14 protein-coding genes, 1 tRNA gene and 2 riboswitches are annotated in these 15,666 nt (G+C 37.0%); of the genes, 12 read left to right on the top strand and 3 right to left on the bottom strand.

Features of this window, described 5'->3' with window-relative positions; all coding sequences use genetic code 11:
• Positions 1–14: 14 nt before the first annotated feature.
• From ABH957_RS28960 to tsaD, 5 genes are all read left to right on the top strand, one after another.
• Positions 15–90 (top strand) — tRNA-Asp (locus ABH957_RS28960).
• Between the two features lie 174 nt (positions 91–264).
• Positions 265–738, top strand: coding sequence for a tRNA (adenosine(37)-N6)-threonylcarbamoyltransferase complex ATPase subunit type 1 TsaE (gene tsaE / locus ABH957_RS28955; protein WP_016101417.1), 474 nt, complete (start codon positions 265–267; stop codon positions 736–738).
• Positions 719–1,411 (top strand): tRNA (adenosine(37)-N6)-threonylcarbamoyltransferase complex dimerization subunit type 1 TsaB, encoded by a 693-nt coding sequence (gene tsaB / locus ABH957_RS28950; RefSeq protein ID WP_002124827.1) that lies wholly within the window; start codon positions 719–721, stop codon positions 1,409–1,411. The genes tsaE and tsaB overlap by 20 nt, the downstream gene beginning before the upstream one ends.
• A gap of 13 nt (positions 1,412–1,424) precedes the next feature.
• Entirely contained in the window at positions 1,425–1,868 is a 444-nt protein-coding gene (gene rimI, locus ABH957_RS28945) for a ribosomal protein S18-alanine N-acetyltransferase (protein WP_002063534.1), read from the top strand.
• Positions 1,868–2,884, top strand: coding sequence for a tRNA (adenosine(37)-N6)-threonylcarbamoyltransferase complex transferase subunit TsaD (gene tsaD, locus ABH957_RS28940; RefSeq protein ID WP_404512848.1), 1,017 nt, complete (start codon positions 1,868–1,870; stop codon positions 2,882–2,884). Before rimI ends, tsaD begins: the two co-directional genes overlap by 1 nt.
• A gap of 412 nt (positions 2,885–3,296) precedes the next feature.
• Here the strand turns inward: tsaD and ABH957_RS28935 are convergent, their stop codons facing one another.
• Positions 3,297–5,219 (bottom strand): ABC-F family ATP-binding cassette domain-containing protein, encoded by a 1,923-nt coding sequence (locus ABH957_RS28935; RefSeq protein ID WP_090835618.1) that lies wholly within the window; start codon positions 5,217–5,219, stop codon positions 3,297–3,299.
• 187 nt (positions 5,220–5,406) lie between these two features.
• On the opposite strand from ABH957_RS28935, the gene ABH957_RS28930 reads away from it, so the two are divergent.
• On the top strand, positions 5,407–6,036 hold the full coding sequence (locus ABH957_RS28930; protein WP_000372704.1) for a redox-sensing transcriptional repressor Rex: 630 nt from the start codon (positions 5,407–5,409) through the stop codon (positions 6,034–6,036).
• A 29-nt stretch (positions 6,037–6,065) separates the two neighbouring features.
• Here ABH957_RS28930 and ABH957_RS28925 read toward each other — a convergent pair whose 3' ends face one another.
• Entirely contained in the window at positions 6,066–6,257 is a 192-nt protein-coding gene (locus ABH957_RS28925; RefSeq protein ID WP_001246201.1) for a YdiK family protein, read from the bottom strand.
• On the bottom strand, positions 6,254–7,003 hold the full coding sequence (locus tag ABH957_RS28920; RefSeq protein WP_044440795.1) for a CPBP family intramembrane glutamic endopeptidase: 750 nt from the start codon (positions 7,001–7,003) through the stop codon (positions 6,254–6,256). Before ABH957_RS28920 ends, ABH957_RS28925 begins: the two co-directional genes overlap by 4 nt.
• A 402-nt stretch (positions 7,004–7,405) precedes the next feature.
• On the opposite strand from ABH957_RS28920, the gene groES reads away from it, so the two are divergent.
• From groES to ABH957_RS28890, 6 genes are all read left to right on the top strand, one after another.
• The gene (gene groES, locus ABH957_RS28915) at positions 7,406–7,690 is read left to right on the top strand and encodes a co-chaperone GroES (RefSeq protein ID WP_002009985.1); all 285 of its coding nucleotides are present in this window, start codon (positions 7,406–7,408) and stop codon (positions 7,688–7,690) included.
• 37 nt (positions 7,691–7,727) lie between these two features.
• Positions 7,728–9,362, top strand: a complete 1,635-nt coding sequence (groL, locus tag ABH957_RS28910) for a chaperonin GroEL (RefSeq protein ID WP_002029451.1) — start codon at positions 7,728–7,730, stop codon at positions 9,360–9,362.
• Between the two features lie 140 nt (positions 9,363–9,502).
• Positions 9,503–9,604: riboswitch (purine riboswitch) on the top strand.
• Between the two features lie 165 nt (positions 9,605–9,769).
• Positions 9,770–11,308 (top strand): glutamine-hydrolyzing GMP synthase, encoded by a 1,539-nt coding sequence (gene guaA, locus ABH957_RS28905; RefSeq protein ID WP_122952359.1) that lies wholly within the window; start codon positions 9,770–9,772, stop codon positions 11,306–11,308.
• 155 nt (positions 11,309–11,463) lie between these two features.
• Positions 11,464–11,565: riboswitch (purine riboswitch) on the top strand.
• Positions 11,566–11,693: 128 nt separating this feature from the next.
• Entirely contained in the window at positions 11,694–13,019 is a 1,326-nt protein-coding gene (locus ABH957_RS28900; RefSeq protein ID WP_002091603.1) for an NCS2 family permease, read from the top strand.
• Positions 13,020–13,164: 145 nt separating this feature from the next.
• Positions 13,165–13,866 (top strand): response regulator transcription factor, encoded by a 702-nt coding sequence (locus tag ABH957_RS28895; protein WP_404491957.1) that lies wholly within the window; start codon positions 13,165–13,167, stop codon positions 13,864–13,866.
• Entirely contained in the window at positions 13,850–15,355 is a 1,506-nt protein-coding gene (locus ABH957_RS28890) for a sensor histidine kinase (RefSeq protein WP_404458325.1), read from the top strand. The genes ABH957_RS28895 and ABH957_RS28890 overlap by 17 nt, the downstream gene beginning before the upstream one ends.
• Positions 15,356–15,666 lie beyond the last annotated feature (311 nt).

The raw sequence follows: 15,666 nt of genomic DNA, 5'->3' as shown, positions 1-15,666 counted from the left end.
CCCCGCAACCAAATGGTCCCGTGGTGTAGTGGTTAACATGCCTGCCTGTCACGCAGGAGATCGCCGGTTCGACCCCGGTCGGGACCGCCATTTTATATAAAGAAAAGAACGAAACAAGTTGTTTCGTATTTTTTTATTTGTTTTAACAAAAAACTAATAAAGACAGTCAAACTATCCTTAGGAAAACTCCTAAGGACTTTTTTATATATTTAAAACCTGTATAATAAAGAGCAGAGAACATTGTGAGTAAAGTAGGTGAAGTCTGTGAGTAAATATGAAATAACAACAAAATCTTCCGAAGAAACCCAGCGATTATCAGAAAAATTAGGGAGACTTGTAAAGGAAAAAGATGTAATTATTTTAGAAGGTGATCTTGGAGCTGGCAAGACGACTTTTACAAAAGGACTAGCAAAAGGTCTTGGAGTGAAAAGAGTCGTAAATAGTCCTACCTTCAATATTATTAAAGAATATAAAGGAAGATTACCGCTATATCATATGGATGTGTATCGTTTAGCGGAAAGTGAAGAAGATTTAGGATTTGATGAGTATTTCTATGGTGAAGGGATTACAGTAGTAGAATGGGCTCATTTAATAGAAGTATATTTACCGAATGAGAAGTTGCAAATTAGTTTATTCCATGCTGGAGATGATACAAGAAAAATTGTACTCGAGCCAATTGGAGATCGCTATATTAGATTATGTGAGGAGCTATTACAAGATGAAAGTACTAGCAATTGATACTTCAAATTACGTAATGGGTGTATCCCTTATTGAGGAAGGGAACGTGATTGGGGAAATCATTACAAATTTAACAAAAAACCATTCTGTACGTCTTATGCCAGCTGTAGAGAAACTGTTAAAAGAATGCGGTGTAAAACCGAAAGAATTGACTAAAATTGTTGTAGCAGCTGGACCGGGATCATATACAGGTGTTCGTATAGGTGTGACAGCGGCAAAAACATTAGCTTGGTCACTTCAAATACCAATTGTAGGTGTATCAAGTTTGGAAGTGGTGGCTGCAAATGGTACTAATTTTAATGGACTAATTTGTCCTTTATTTGATGGCCGACGTGGTCAAATTTACACGGGGTTATATACATATGAAGGAGAGCGTATAACTTCAATAGAAGAAGACCGAATTATTCTTATTGTTGACTGGTTGCAAATGTTAAAAGATAAAGAACAGCCTGTTTTATTTATTGGTAACGATGTTAAATTGCATAAAGAAACAATTGTAGAATATTTAGGTGATCAAGCTGTATTTGCTCCGTTCACTAAGAATAACCCAAGACCAAGTGAATTAGCATTTTTAGGATTACAAAAAGAAGAACAAGACGTGCATACGTTTGTTCCTAGCTATCTTCGTTTAGCTGAAGCTGAAACAAAATGGTTAGAAAGTCAAAAACAATAGGGGCCTACAGAAGATGGATATGATATTTAGAAAGATGGCACTCGATGATATTGCTCAAATTGTAGCTATTGAAGAAGCATCTTTTTCAACCCCTTGGACTGCAGATGCCTTTCACCGTGAATTAGAGGTGAATGAACATGCACATTATGTCGTGCTAGAAAAAGATGGTCTCGTAATTGGATATTGTGGATTGTGGATAATTATTGATGAATCACATGTAACAAATATAGCTATCCTGCCGGAATACAGAGGTCAAAAGCTAGGGGATGCCTTATTAAAAGAAGTCATTTCCGAAGCGAAAGGTTTAGGAGTAAAAACAATGACACTTGAAGTACGCATGTCAAATGAAGTAGCAAAGCAGTTATACAGAAAATACGGATTTCAAAATGGTGGGATTCGTAAACGATACTATGCAGACAATCAGGAAGATGGTCTTGTAATGTGGGTGAATATATAATGGAAAAAAATACGATTATACTTGGTATTGAAACAAGCTGTGATGAAACAGCTGTAGCAGTTGTTAAAAATGGAACGGAAATCATTGCGAATGTCGTTGCATCGCAAATTGAAAGTCATAAGCGTTTTGGCGGAGTTGTACCAGAGATTGCATCCCGTCATCATGTAGAAGAAATCACAGTTGTGTTAGAAGAAGCTTTAAAAGAAGCGAATATCACTTTTGAGGATATTGATGCAATTGCTGTAACAGAAGGCCCAGGTTTAGTCGGAGCACTTTTAATAGGTGTAAATGCAGCGAAAGCTGTGGCTTTTGCTCATGATATCCCTCTAGTTGGTGTTCATCATATTGCTGGTCATATTTATGCGAATCGTTTAGTAAAAGAAGTACAATTCCCGTTACTATCGCTTGTTGTATCCGGTGGACATACGGAGCTTGTTTATATGAAAGAACATGGTTCATTTGAAGTGATTGGTGAAACGCGAGATGATGCGGCAGGAGAAGCTTACGATAAAGTAGCTCGTACATTATCAATGCCTTATCCAGGTGGTCCTCATATTGATCGCCTTGCGCATGAAGGAAAACCAACAATTGATTTGCCTCGTGCGTGGCTAGAACCTGAATCGTATGATTTCAGCTTTAGTGGATTGAAATCAGCAGTTATCAACACTGTGCATAACGCAAAACAGCGCGGTATAGAAATTGCACCAGAAGATTTAGCAGCAAGTTTCCAAGAAAGTGTAATAGATGTACTTGTAACGAAAGCGTCTCGTGCAGCAGATGCTTATAATGTAAAACAAGTGCTTCTTGCTGGTGGAGTAGCTGCTAATAAAGGGCTTCGTGCACGTTTAGCAGCAGAATTTGCACAAAAAGAAAATATAGAGCTAATTATTCCTCCTCTATCTTTATGCACAGATAATGCAGCGATGATTGCGGCTGCAGGTACAATTGCATACGAACAAGGAAAACGCGCTACATTAGCTTTAAATGCAAATCCAGGATTAGATATTGAAGCATAGTTATACACAAAATTAACCACAGCTTGTGGATAAAACCCAAATTATCTGTTGATAATTTGGGTTTTTTTGTGTACATAAAATGTGTATAACTTTTTATCTAGTTGTGGATAATGTGGAAAAGTTATTTGAAAGTTTATATTATAAAGGTGGATATGTGTATAACCTTGTGGATAACATAGAGGAAGTCTGACCTTTAAAGAAATTCTTTTTTGGGAAATAAAAAACAAAGAGATGTCCAAAAAAAATTTGAAACATCCTCCTCTTATTATATAAGGTGCTACTATTGTCAATCCTTTTCGAATGGTTTGTATAATTTCATTTACTATGGTATTGATTCCAAAACAGAAAATAAAAAGGAGGTCATCTCGTCAAAAAGCCCGACTTATGAGACATCCTCCTCTTTTAAATTCTCTTATATATGCAGTTCTTCCCATTCTGCCATACAAGCTTCAAGCTGTTCTTGCAGTGTTTGTTTTTTAGTTGTAATTTCACTAGCCTTTTCATAATCTGCATATATTTCTGGTAAGCAAAGCTGATCTTCTAACGTAGCAATTTCTTCTTCTAAGCCTACGATATTTTGTTCCAGTTCTTCAATCTTTCGAGTACGTTGACGCTCTAGCTGTTTACGTTCTTTTTCTTCGAGATAATTTAATTTTTCTTGTGCCACCACTTTTTGAACAGGTACTTCATCTTCTTGCTCTAGTTCCGCACGTTCAATCATTTCATTTTTCTTTTCAACGTAATAATCGTAATCACCTAAATATTCTTGTGCACCTTCTGTTGATAACTCAACAACGGTTGTCGTTACGCGATTAATAAAATAGCGGTCATGAGAGACGAATAGAAGAGTACCTGGGTAATCAATTAAAGCATTCTCCAAAATCTCTTTACTATTTAAATCAAGATGGTTTGTTGGCTCATCGAGAATTAATAAATTGGATTTTTGCATCATAAGTTTTGCAAGAGCTAGTCGAGCCTTTTGTCCACCACTAAGAGAAGATACTGGTTTGAGTACATCATCCCCTGTGAATAAAAAGTTGCCTAGTATAGTGCGAATTTCTTTTTCAGGTTGCAGGGGATATTCATCCCATAATTCATTTAAAACTCGCTTCGAAGATGTTAAGTTGGCTTGTTCTTGATCATAATAACCAACAGATACATTTGAGCCGAAAGCAACGTTTCCATGTAATAGCTGTAACTTATTCACAATGGATTTTAATAATGTAGATTTTCCAATTCCGTTTGGCCCAACTAAGGCAACACTGTCACCGCGAGTTAAGCGCATATTTACATGTTCAATAATCGGTTCCTGATAATAGCCAATAGTTGCATCTTTCACTTGTAAAACATCATTTCCACTTTGTTTTTCAATATCGAAGTGGAAGGAAGCTGATTTAGAATCGCCTAATGGTCTGGTTAATACTTCCATTCTGTCTAATTGTTTACGGCGACTTTGAGCGCGTTTTGTCGTAGATGCACGAGCTATATTTTTTTGTACAAAGTCTTCCAGTTTAGAAATTTCATCTTGTTGTTTTTCATAACGCTTCATTTCTTGCTCGTATAGAGCTGATTTTGAGTCTAAATATTTACTGTAGTTACCAACAAATCGTCGGCTTTCCTTATTAGAAATTTCGTATACTTGTGTAACGAGTTTATCTAAGAAATAACGGTCATGGGAAACGATTAAAATCGCGCCAGGATAGCCTTGTAAATATTGTTCAAGCCATGTTAGTGTCTCAATATCCAAATGGTTTGTAGGTTCGTCTAAAATAAGTAAGTCTGGTCTAGTTAATAATAATTTCCCGAGAGCTAATCGAGTCTTTTGTCCACCACTTAATGTGGAAATTTTCGTCTGATGCGTTTCAACTGGGAAGCCAAGACCGCTTAAAATTGAGCGTATATCCGCTTCGTACTGATAGCCGCCTTGATCTTTATAATCTAATTGTAATTGGTCATAATCAGCTAATAATTTCTCATATATAGCCGCATTTGAAAAGTTTTCTTCTTTTCCCATCTCTTGCTCTAGCCTTCGAAGTTTTGTCTCCATCTGCTGCAAGTGTGTAAAGACGGTTAACATTTCATCCCAAATTGTTAAAGACGTTTCTAATCCGGTATTTTGAGCTAAATACCCCATTGAGACATCTTTCGGTTTTATAATTTCACCACCATCATGAGATAACTCGCCAGCTATTATTTTTAATAATGTAGATTTTCCAGCTCCATTTCGTCCGACTAATGCGATACGATCTTTTGTTTGTACTTCCAATTTTATGTTTGCAAGAATCGTTTCTGCACCGTATAATTTCGAAAGCCCATTCACTTGTAATAATATCAATGTTTTCACCTCAAATAATTTCTTAACTTTGCCATGTTTATATTTCTCAATCATACTAAAAATAGTGTATAGTTTAAAATAAAGAGAGAATACTTCTTCTCTTTATTATACAAGGAAATTCAGGAGTACTAAACTTCTGTATTTGATTCAAGTATAAGAATAAAGATAGGAAGAGAGGAGAGGTTATATGGATCAGCAAAAAATTCCACAGGCCACTGCCAAACGATTGCCTCTATACTATCGATTTATCCAAAACTTATCTCTTTCTGGTAAGCAACGTGTTTCATCAGCCGAATTGAGTGAAGCGGTAAAGGTTGATTCCGCAACTATTCGAAGAGATTTTTCATATTTTGGAGCGTTAGGGAAAAAAGGATATGGATATAACGTAAATTATTTATTATCATTTTTCCGTGAAACACTCGACCAAGATGATATAACACGCGTGGCACTTATTGGAGTAGGTAATTTAGGGACCGCTTTCTTACATTATAATTTCACGAAAAACAATAATACAAAAATTGAAATGGCGTTTGATGTTAGTGAAGAGAAAGTTGGAACAGAAATCGGAGGCATTCCTGTATATCATTTGGATGAACTAGAAGAACGTTTATCAACTGATATACAAGTGGCAATATTAACAGTACCCGCTACAGTAGCGCAATCTGTGGCAGATAGATTGGCAGAAACGAACGTGCATGGTATTTTAAATTTCACACCAGCACGCTTAAATGTGTCAGAGAATATAAGAATTCATCACATTGATTTAGCTGTAGAGTTACAAACGCTTGTTTACTTTTTGAAGAATTATCCACAATAAAACGCAGAGGAGATGACCTCTGCGTTTTATTATTGTTTTTTCTTTGTGAATTTAACTAAGATAAGGCGAAGTGCCAAATTAAAATCAATTGTTGCCATAACTGCAAATAGTATTGTCCACATATTCCAGATTGTATCTGTTACGTTCGTAATGGCGAAGCGTGTAAAGATACATCCAAGAAGAAAGTACAATGCAGCCATGAACAATGGTGAGTTTCTCATACTAAAAATCCTCCGATAAAGCCTTGCATTTTTTCAGCTTCTTTAATCATTTCTTGAATTTGCTCATTGCTTACTACAACTTGAGCAACTGCAACTAATGTATTCATTGCAACATGAGCTGCAATAGGAACTATAATTCGTTTCGTTTTTACGTATAAAAAGGCGAATACGAGCCCCATAGAAGTGTATACCAATAAGTGAGTAAAATCAAAATGAATCGCCGCGAATACAAGTGAACTAATAATAGCGGCAATAAAGAAGTTAAACTTCTTATAAAGTGTACCGAATAAAATTTTTCTAAATACGATTTCTTCCAAAATAGGTCCTATTATAGATATGACAATAAGGAACCAAGGTGTCGTTCTTGCGATGTCCATAAGTCTTGCTGTATTTTCAGATCCCGGTGTAATCCCTAATAAACGCATTTCGATCATACCGGCAATGCTTTGTGAGAACAGCGCTAAGAAGAAACCAATAAAAATCCACCCAATTGTAGCTGGAACAGTAGAGCGCATTTTATCTAAATGCCTGTCACGAATGTCTGTTCTGAGTAACCAAAGTACAACGCATAATGCAATGAAAAAGCTAATGATAGCCCAATGACCAGTTATGAGCTGAAGTTTTTCATCTCTAGTAAATCCCCTATTATCGTATAGTCCAGTTTTCAGGAGAAGCGGTAACCCGGCAATGCCTGATAACTGCATTAAAATGTATGTAACGATAATCCACCAATATTGTTTCTTCAAATGGTTTAACCATCCTTTCTAACGCTAGTGTATGAGATAAGGTAGGATAACATGTAAATATGCTACCTACGATATAAACTTTCATTTGAATTATATTTTTTTTGTAAATAAGTATTTGAAAATAAAATAGGAGACAGGAAAAAGTTGTACGTTTAGCGAAAACAACTTAGGGTGTCTTTCATATTGTAACATACAAGAAGTGGGAACGACGATTCATATAGTAAAGGCAGTAGAAGAAGTAATGATATCTAGGAAAGTGCATAAAGTAATTTGCGAAAAAATTATGATTTTTTTACTTGCAAAAGAAATTGAGATTATTTATTATTAGAAGTGTGTTAGCACTCGTGTGACTTGAGTGCTAATAAATAAAATTTACATAACAAAATGAGGAGGTTATTGTTCATGCTAAAGCCATTAGGTGATCGCGTTGTAATTGAACTTGTTCAAGCAGAAGAAAAAACAGCAAGTGGTATTGTATTACCAGAAACTGCAAAAGAAAAACCACAAGAGGGTAAAGTTATTGCAGTAGGTACAGGCCGAGTGCTTGAAAATGGTGAGCGTGTTGCTTTAGAGGTAGCAGCAGGTGATCTTATCATCTTCTCAAAATATGCAGGTACTGAAGTGAAATACGAAGGTACAGACTACTTGATTTTACGTGAAAGTGACATTTTAGCAATTATCGGTTAATTATATACATTTTAAAAATCCAAGGGGGTCAATTATTATGGCAAAAGATATTAAATTTAGTGAAGAAGCACGTCGTTCGATGCTTCGCGGTGTCGACACTCTTGCAAACGCAGTAAAAGTAACGCTTGGACCAAAAGGTCGTAACGTTGTACTTGAGAAAAAATTCGGTTCACCACTTATTACAAATGACGGTGTAACAATCGCAAAAGAAATCGAATTAGAAGATGCATTCGAAAACATGGGTGCGAAATTAGTAGCAGAAGTTGCTAGCAAAACAAACGATGTAGCTGGTGACGGAACGACAACTGCAACTGTATTAGCGCAAGCTATGATTCGTGAAGGTCTTAAAAACGTAACAGCTGGTGCAAACCCAATGGGTCTTCGTAAAGGTATCGAAAAAGCTGTTACTGCTGCAATTGAAGAATTAAAAGCGATTTCTAAACCAATCGAAGGTAAATCTTCTATCGCACAAGTAGCTGCTATTTCTTCGGCTGACGAAGAAGTAGGTCAATTAATCGCTGAAGCAATGGAGCGCGTTGGTAACGACGGGGTTATTACTTTAGAAGAATCTAAAGGATTCACAACAGAATTAGACGTAGTAGAAGGTATGCAATTTGATCGTGGATATGCATCTCCTTACATGATTACTGATTCTGACAAAATGGAAGCAGTTCTTGATAACCCATACATTTTAATTACTGACAAAAAGATTTCTAACATCCAAGAAATCTTACCAGTATTAGAGCAAGTGGTACAACAAGGTAAACCACTCCTTATCATTGCTGAAGATGTAGAAGGCGAAGCGTTAGCTACATTAGTAGTGAACAAACTTCGTGGTACATTCAATGTAGTTGCTGTTAAAGCTCCTGGATTTGGTGACCGTCGTAAAGCAATGCTAGAAGATATCGCAATCTTAACTGGTGGCGAAGTAATCACTGAAGAATTAGGACGTGACTTAAAATCTGCTACAGTTGAATCTTTAGGACGCGCTGGTAAAATTGTTGTAACGAAAGAAAACACAACTGTAGTTGAAGGTATTGGAAATTCACAACAAATCGAAGCTCGCATCGGTCAAATCCGCGCGCAATTAGAAGAAACTACTTCTGAATTCGATCGTGAAAAATTACAAGAGCGTCTTGCTAAACTTGCGGGCGGTGTAGCAGTAATTAAAGTAGGTGCAGCAACTGAAACTGAGTTAAAAGAGCGCAAACTTCGCATTGAAGATGCACTTAACTCAACTCGTGCAGCAGTAGAAGAAGGTATTGTTGCAGGTGGTGGTACTTCACTTATGAACGTATACACAAAAGTAGCTTCTATCGTAGCTGAAGGCGACGAAGCAACAGGTATCAACATCGTACTTCGTGCACTAGAAGAGCCAGTTCGTCAAATCGCAATCAACGCTGGTCTAGAAGGATCTGTAGTTGTAGAGCGTCTAAAAGGCGAAAAAGTAGGCGTTGGTTTCAACGCAGCTACTGGCGAATGGGTTAACATGCTTGAGTCTGGTATCGTAGATCCAGCTAAAGTAACTCGTTCTGCACTTCAAAACGCAGCATCTGTTGCAGCTATGTTCTTAACAACTGAAGCTGTAGTTGCTGACAAGCCAGAACCAAATGCACCAGCAATGCCTGACATGGGCGGCATGGGCATGGGCGGTATGGGCGGAATGATGTAATTCCGTTCTCCCGAAAAACATCCACTTCTATATAGAAGTGGATGTTTTTTTTATGTTTTTGAGCGCAGGAAAATAATTTCTGTAGAATTTTGTCGCTTTCTCTCTTGACCATACTGATACTTCATTGTTAGAATCTAGGAAGATAATATAAAACAATCCTTCATATATCCTCGATGATATGGTTTGAGAGTCTCTACCGGGTTACCGTAAACAACCTGACTATGAAGGCAGTGCGTCTTATATTTATAAAGAGCGGAAGACTATCTTTCTTTATAAAGCCAGACCCCTGCCTTTTCTTTGTCATGAGACTAGAGGCGGAGGACTGGCTTTTTTTATTATATTAGTAATGCTTTTCGCCAAATTGGTGAAAATATTTATATACGAGAACTAACGTTGGGGTGATTATTTTGAAGAAGCAGCATGATACAATTATCGTTTTAGATTTTGGGAGTCAGTACAATCAGTTAATAGCACGTCGAATTCGTGAGTTCGGTGTATACAGTGAACTTCATCCACATACAATTACTGCAGAAGAAATTAAAGCAATGAATCCAAAAGGGATTATCTTCTCTGGTGGACCAAATAGTGTATACGGTGAAGGTGCATTACATTGTGATGAAAAAATCTTTGAACTAGGATTACCGATTTTCGGTATTTGTTACGGTATGCAGCTTATGACGCAACACTTCGGTGGTAAAGTAGAACGTGCAAACCACCGCGAGTACGGAAAAGCTGTTCTTAAAGTAGAGAACGAATCAAAATTATATACGAACCTTCCAGAAGAGCAAGTTGTATGGATGAGCCATGGTGATTTAGTAACTGGTTTACCTGAAGGATTCGTAGTAGATGCAACGAGTGAGTCTTGTCCAATTGCTGGTATGAGCAATGAAGCGGAAAACTTATACGGTGTACAATTCCACCCAGAAGTACGTCACTCTGAGCACGGTAACGATTTAATTAAAAACTTCGTATTCGGCGTATGTGGTTGTTCTGAAGGATGGAACATGGAGAACTTTATCGAAGTAGAATTAGAGAAGATCCGTGAAACTGTTGGAGACAAAAAAGTATTATGCGCACTTAGTGGCGGTGTAGACTCTTCGGTTGTAGCAGTATTAATTCATAAAGCGATTGGTGACCAATTAACATGTATTTTCGTGGACCACGGTTTACTTCGTAAAGATGAAGCAGAAGGTGTTATGAAAACATTTAGCGAAGGCTTCCATATGAACGTTATTAAAGTGGATGCACAAGAGCGCTTCATGAACAAGTTAAAAGGTGTAGAAGATCCAGAGCAAAAACGTAAAATCATCGGTAATGAATTCATTTACGTATTTGATGATGAAGCTTCTAAATTACAAGGAATGGACTTCCTAGCGCAAGGTACACTTTATACAGACATCGTTGAAAGTGGTACAGCAACTGCACAAACAATTAAATCTCACCATAACGTTGGTGGACTTCCAGAAGACATGCAGTTCAAATTAATTGAGCCTTTAAACACTTTATTTAAAGACGAAGTACGTGTATTAGGATCAGAACTAGGAATTCCTGATGAAATCGTATGGCGTCAACCGTTCCCAGGTCCAGGACTTGGTATTCGTGTATTAGGTGAAATTACAGAAGAGAAATTAGAAATCGTTCGTGAATCTGATGCAATTTTACGTGAAGAAATTATAAAAGCAGGATTAGACCGCGAAGTTTGGCAATACTTCACTGCGCTTCCTGGTATGCGTAGTGTAGGTGTTATGGGTGACGAGCGTACTTACGATTACACAGTAGGTATCCGTGCAGTAACATCTATCGACGGTATGACAGCTGATTGGGCACGTATCCCTTGGGACGTATTAGAGAAAATCTCTGTACGTATCGTAAACGAAGTAAAACACGTTAACCGTATCGTGTATGATATAACGAGTAAGCCACCAGCAACTATTGAGTGGGAATAGTATTGTAATAAAAAAGATCCATCTATCGTTCATGTATAGATGGATCTTTTTGTTTTCAGCCTTAATACGAACGAAAATATAAAAGTTTATAAAAATGTTCGTTTTTAAATTGACAAAACCACCTCCTCGAGTTAATATGAGTATGTAATTCAAACGAAAAGTGAATATTATGCCGTCGTATAATATCGGGGATATGGCCCGAAAGTTTCTACCTAGCTACCGTAAATGGCTTGACTACGAGGCGTTTCTATAAAGATGAGGGGAAACTTGTCTTTATTCATAGAACGCTTCCATGTATATGCAATGGAAGCCTTTTTTATTTTTATAGATAAAAGAGGGCTAGGGTGAAATACGGCGAGTAATCATATAACGGGGGAAACGTAAGATGAAACGCTATTTTCAGTTTGATGAACTCGGCACAAATTATAAAACAGAGTTCATAGCAGGTTTAACGACATTTCTATCTATGGCTTACGTACTATTTGTCAATCCTGCTACGCTGTCGCTTGGAAATGTTAAAGGATTACCGGCGGGTACAGGAATGGATCCAGGTGCAGTATTCGTTGCTACAGCATTAGCAGCGGCGATTGGTTCGTTAATTATGGGGATATTTGCGAAGTATCCGATTGCTTTAGCGCCAGGTATGGGAATAAACGCGTTCTTTGCTTATACAGCGGTGTTAACGATGGGAATTCCGTGGCAAACGGCAATTGCTGGAACATTAATGTCAGGTATTATCTTTATTATTCTTACTGCTTCAGGTATTCGTGAAAAAATCATTAATGCAATTCCAGTAGAGTTAAAGTTTGCAGTAGCGGCGGGTATTGGATTATTCATTGCCTTCCTTGGATTCCAAAACGCTGGAATTATCGTAAAGAATGATGCTGTTCTTGTTGGGTTGGGGGACTTAACAAAGGGCACAACGTTACTAGCAATCTTCGGAGTTGTTACTACAATCATTTTCATGATTAAAAAAATAAATGGTGCAGTTTTCTACGGTATGATCCTTACGGCGATCTTAGGAGTAGCGACTGGATTAATTGATACACCAAAAGCTGTAGTGGGAGCAATACCGAGTCTAGAACCAACGTTCGGGGTAGCATTAACTCACTTTGGAGACATTTTCACTGTTGAAATGGCGATTGTTATTATAACGTTCTTCTTTATCGATTTCTTTGATACAGCAGGTACGCTTGTAGCGGTTGCGAATCAAGCGGGATTAATGAAGAACAATAAATTACCACGTGCAGGTAAAGCATTATTTGCAGATGCGATTGCAACTGTAATTGGTGCAATTCTAGGTACATCTACTACGACGTCTTACATTGAATCGTCTGCGGGGGTAGCGGCAGGAGGACGTTCTGGATTTACAGCAGTTGTAACAGCAGGATTCTTCTTACTGGCACTATTCTTCTCACCACTATTAAGTGTTGTGACACCAGCTGTAACAGCGCCAGCATTAATTATTGTAGGAATCTTGATGGTTTCATCTTTAGGAGAAATTGATTGGAAGAAATTCGAGATTGCAGTACCAGCATTCTTTACAATCATTTCAATGCCACTTACGTATAGTATTGCGACAGGGATTGCAATCGGGTTTATCTTCTATCCAATTACAATGGTAGTAAGTGGTCGTCGTAAAGAGATTCATCCAATTATGTATGTTATGGGAGTTTTATTCGTACTATATTTCATCTACGTTCGTAAATAAAAGGGGTTTTTTGAAAGGTCTAGACTTAAGGGGAGTCTAGACCTTTTTTGCGTCTTCAGAAAATCTTAAGGATTTCCGAGCGTTTTTCTTCAGAAGTTTTCCTATAATAGAAGTTAGGGATTAAAAAAGTGATGGGGGAGATATTGTGGCGCACGAAACAATACTTGTCGTAGATGATGAAAAAGAAATTAGAAATCTTATTACAATCTATTTAAAGAATGAAGGATATAAAGTGTTGCAAGCAGGAGACGGAGAAGAAGGATTACGTTTACTAGAAAAAAATGAAGTACATCTAGTCGTATTAGATATTATGATGCCAAAGGTAGATGGTATTCATATGTGTATGAAAGTAAGAGAATCGAAAGAAATGCCTATTATTATGCTTTCGGCGAAAACGCAAGATATGGATAAAATTTTAGGATTAACAACAGGTGCAGATGATTACGTAACGAAACCATTTAATCCGTTAGAGTTAATCGCAAGAATTAAATCTCAGTTACGTCGTTATATGAAGATGAATGGTTTTGCTCTTCAAAATGAGGACGAGCTAGAAATTGGAGAGATGAAGATAAACATCTCAACCCATACAGTCATTGTAGATGGAGAAGAAGTGAAACTGACTCCGAGGGAATTTTCGATTTTAGAATTACTAGCTCGTAATCCGGGGATGGTCTTTAGCGCGGAACAAATTTATGAAAAGGTTTGGAACGAAAGATCTTTCCAGTCGGATAACACGGTAATGGTTCATATTCGGAAAGTGCGTGAAAAGATTGAGGAGAATCCAAGGAAGCCAATATATATAAAAACAGTATGGGGAGTGGGGTATAAGATTGAAAAAGATATTTAATCCATTTACTTATGTTAGGAAAATTCGAGAATTAATTGGAAAGATAGTGAGAAGTGTGAAACGGAGTATACGAATTCAACTTATTACTGCGTTTACTGCTTGTGCGTTATTAGGGCTTTTTTTTGCAAAGGGAGCTGCGCCATTTTTTGAGAATGCGAATCGTCAAGCGAATATCGATTATCGAGCTGGTATGGAACAAATTAATCACCAAGCTCAAAGAGCAGCAAATAGCTCGGTTCATGAAAATAAATTAGAAGCTATATCCAATATGATCGAAATGGAGAATCAAAATTTAGAACGAGGATCTAGAGCTTTAAAAGTACTGGTTACTGACGAGAGCGGCAAAGTTGTATATAAGACGAAGCAGGCACAAGAAGAACAAATTGATTTGCACAATACAATTCGTAATGCAGCATCATTTGCAATCAACTATTCAAATGGCCAAGATGCATTTGAAAATACAAGGAAAGAATTTATAGCTTTTGTACCTATTACAATAGAAGATAAGAATTTATACATGTTTGTTAGTGGGATTCCGGGAGGTGAAGTGAGATATGATACGCAAGAAGGGCCGTTTCCATTTTTCATAGGTTTACTTGTATTCATTTTTTCTTTCTTCTATATAACAAAGAGAAAGATGAAGCAAATTGAAGCGATGGCACAAGGTGTAAAGGAAATAGAAAAAGGCAACTTAGCGTACCGTATTGAGAAAAAAGGTGAAGATGAGATTGCGTCTTTAACTGAGAATATTAATAATATGGCGGAAGAGCTTATGAATAATATAGAAAAGGAACGTAAATTAGAGAAGCAAAAAAATGAGCTTATTACGAATGTATCACACGATTTACGTACACCACTGACTTCTATAATGGGTTACTTGCGATTACTTCGAGATTCTAAATATGAAAATAAAGAACAACATGATGAGTATACGAGAATTGCTTTTGCGAAGTCGGAGCAGTTAAAGAATTTAATAGAAGATTTATTTGAGTATACGAAGTTAACGAATGAACAAGTTGTATTAGAAAAACAGGAAGTGTGTGTAAATGAGTTACTTGATCAATTAATAGAAGAGTTAGTACCACAAGCGGAAGAGCATGGCCTTATGTTTGTTAAGAAGTTTCCTGAGGAACGTGCATATGCGATGATTGATTCGGAAAAGATGGTCCGTGTATTCGACAACTTACTAATGAATGCAATTAAGTATAGTAAAGATGACGGAGAGATAAAAGTTTCTCTTCAAAGGCAGCGCAGGAATATACAAATTGTTATTGCGAATCATAGTGAAGAGTTTACGAGAGAAGAGTTAGGGAACTTGTTTGAACGGTTTTATAAGAAAGATCAATCTAGAAGTAGAGTAACAGAAGGTTCGGGGCTCGGATTAGCTATTGCGAAAAGTATTGTTGAGTTGCAAGGTGGTAGTATTCGAGCTGAGTATGAGGACGGGATCGTTCAGTTCATCGTTTCATTACCAATTATAGAAAAATAATAAATGAATAGAATGTTATAGGATAAAAAGGCTTATTTTAAAAGGAATAAGCCTTTTTATATTTTTTTAGAAAAACATATTGACGATTAGAGTTTAGAGGTGTAATATAAAACAAGTCGCCGATAGCAACAACGCAGAAAGCGACAAAAGAAATAAAAAAACTTGGTTGACATTGAAATATGAAAATGTTAACATAAGGGAGTCGCAAATGAGCGACAGACAAGTTCTTTGAAAACTGAACGAAACAAACAACGTGAACGTCAATTTTTATTTTTAGATGCTAGACAAACTAACTTTATTGGAGAGTTTGA

Source organism: Bacillus sp. RC242, from assembly GCF_044908245.1.
Lineage (GTDB): Bacteria > Bacillota > Bacilli > Bacillales > Bacillaceae_G > Bacillus_A > Bacillus_A mycoides.
The sequence above is the reverse complement of the archived record's forward strand: the minus strand, read 5'-3'. Positions and strand labels throughout refer to the sequence as shown.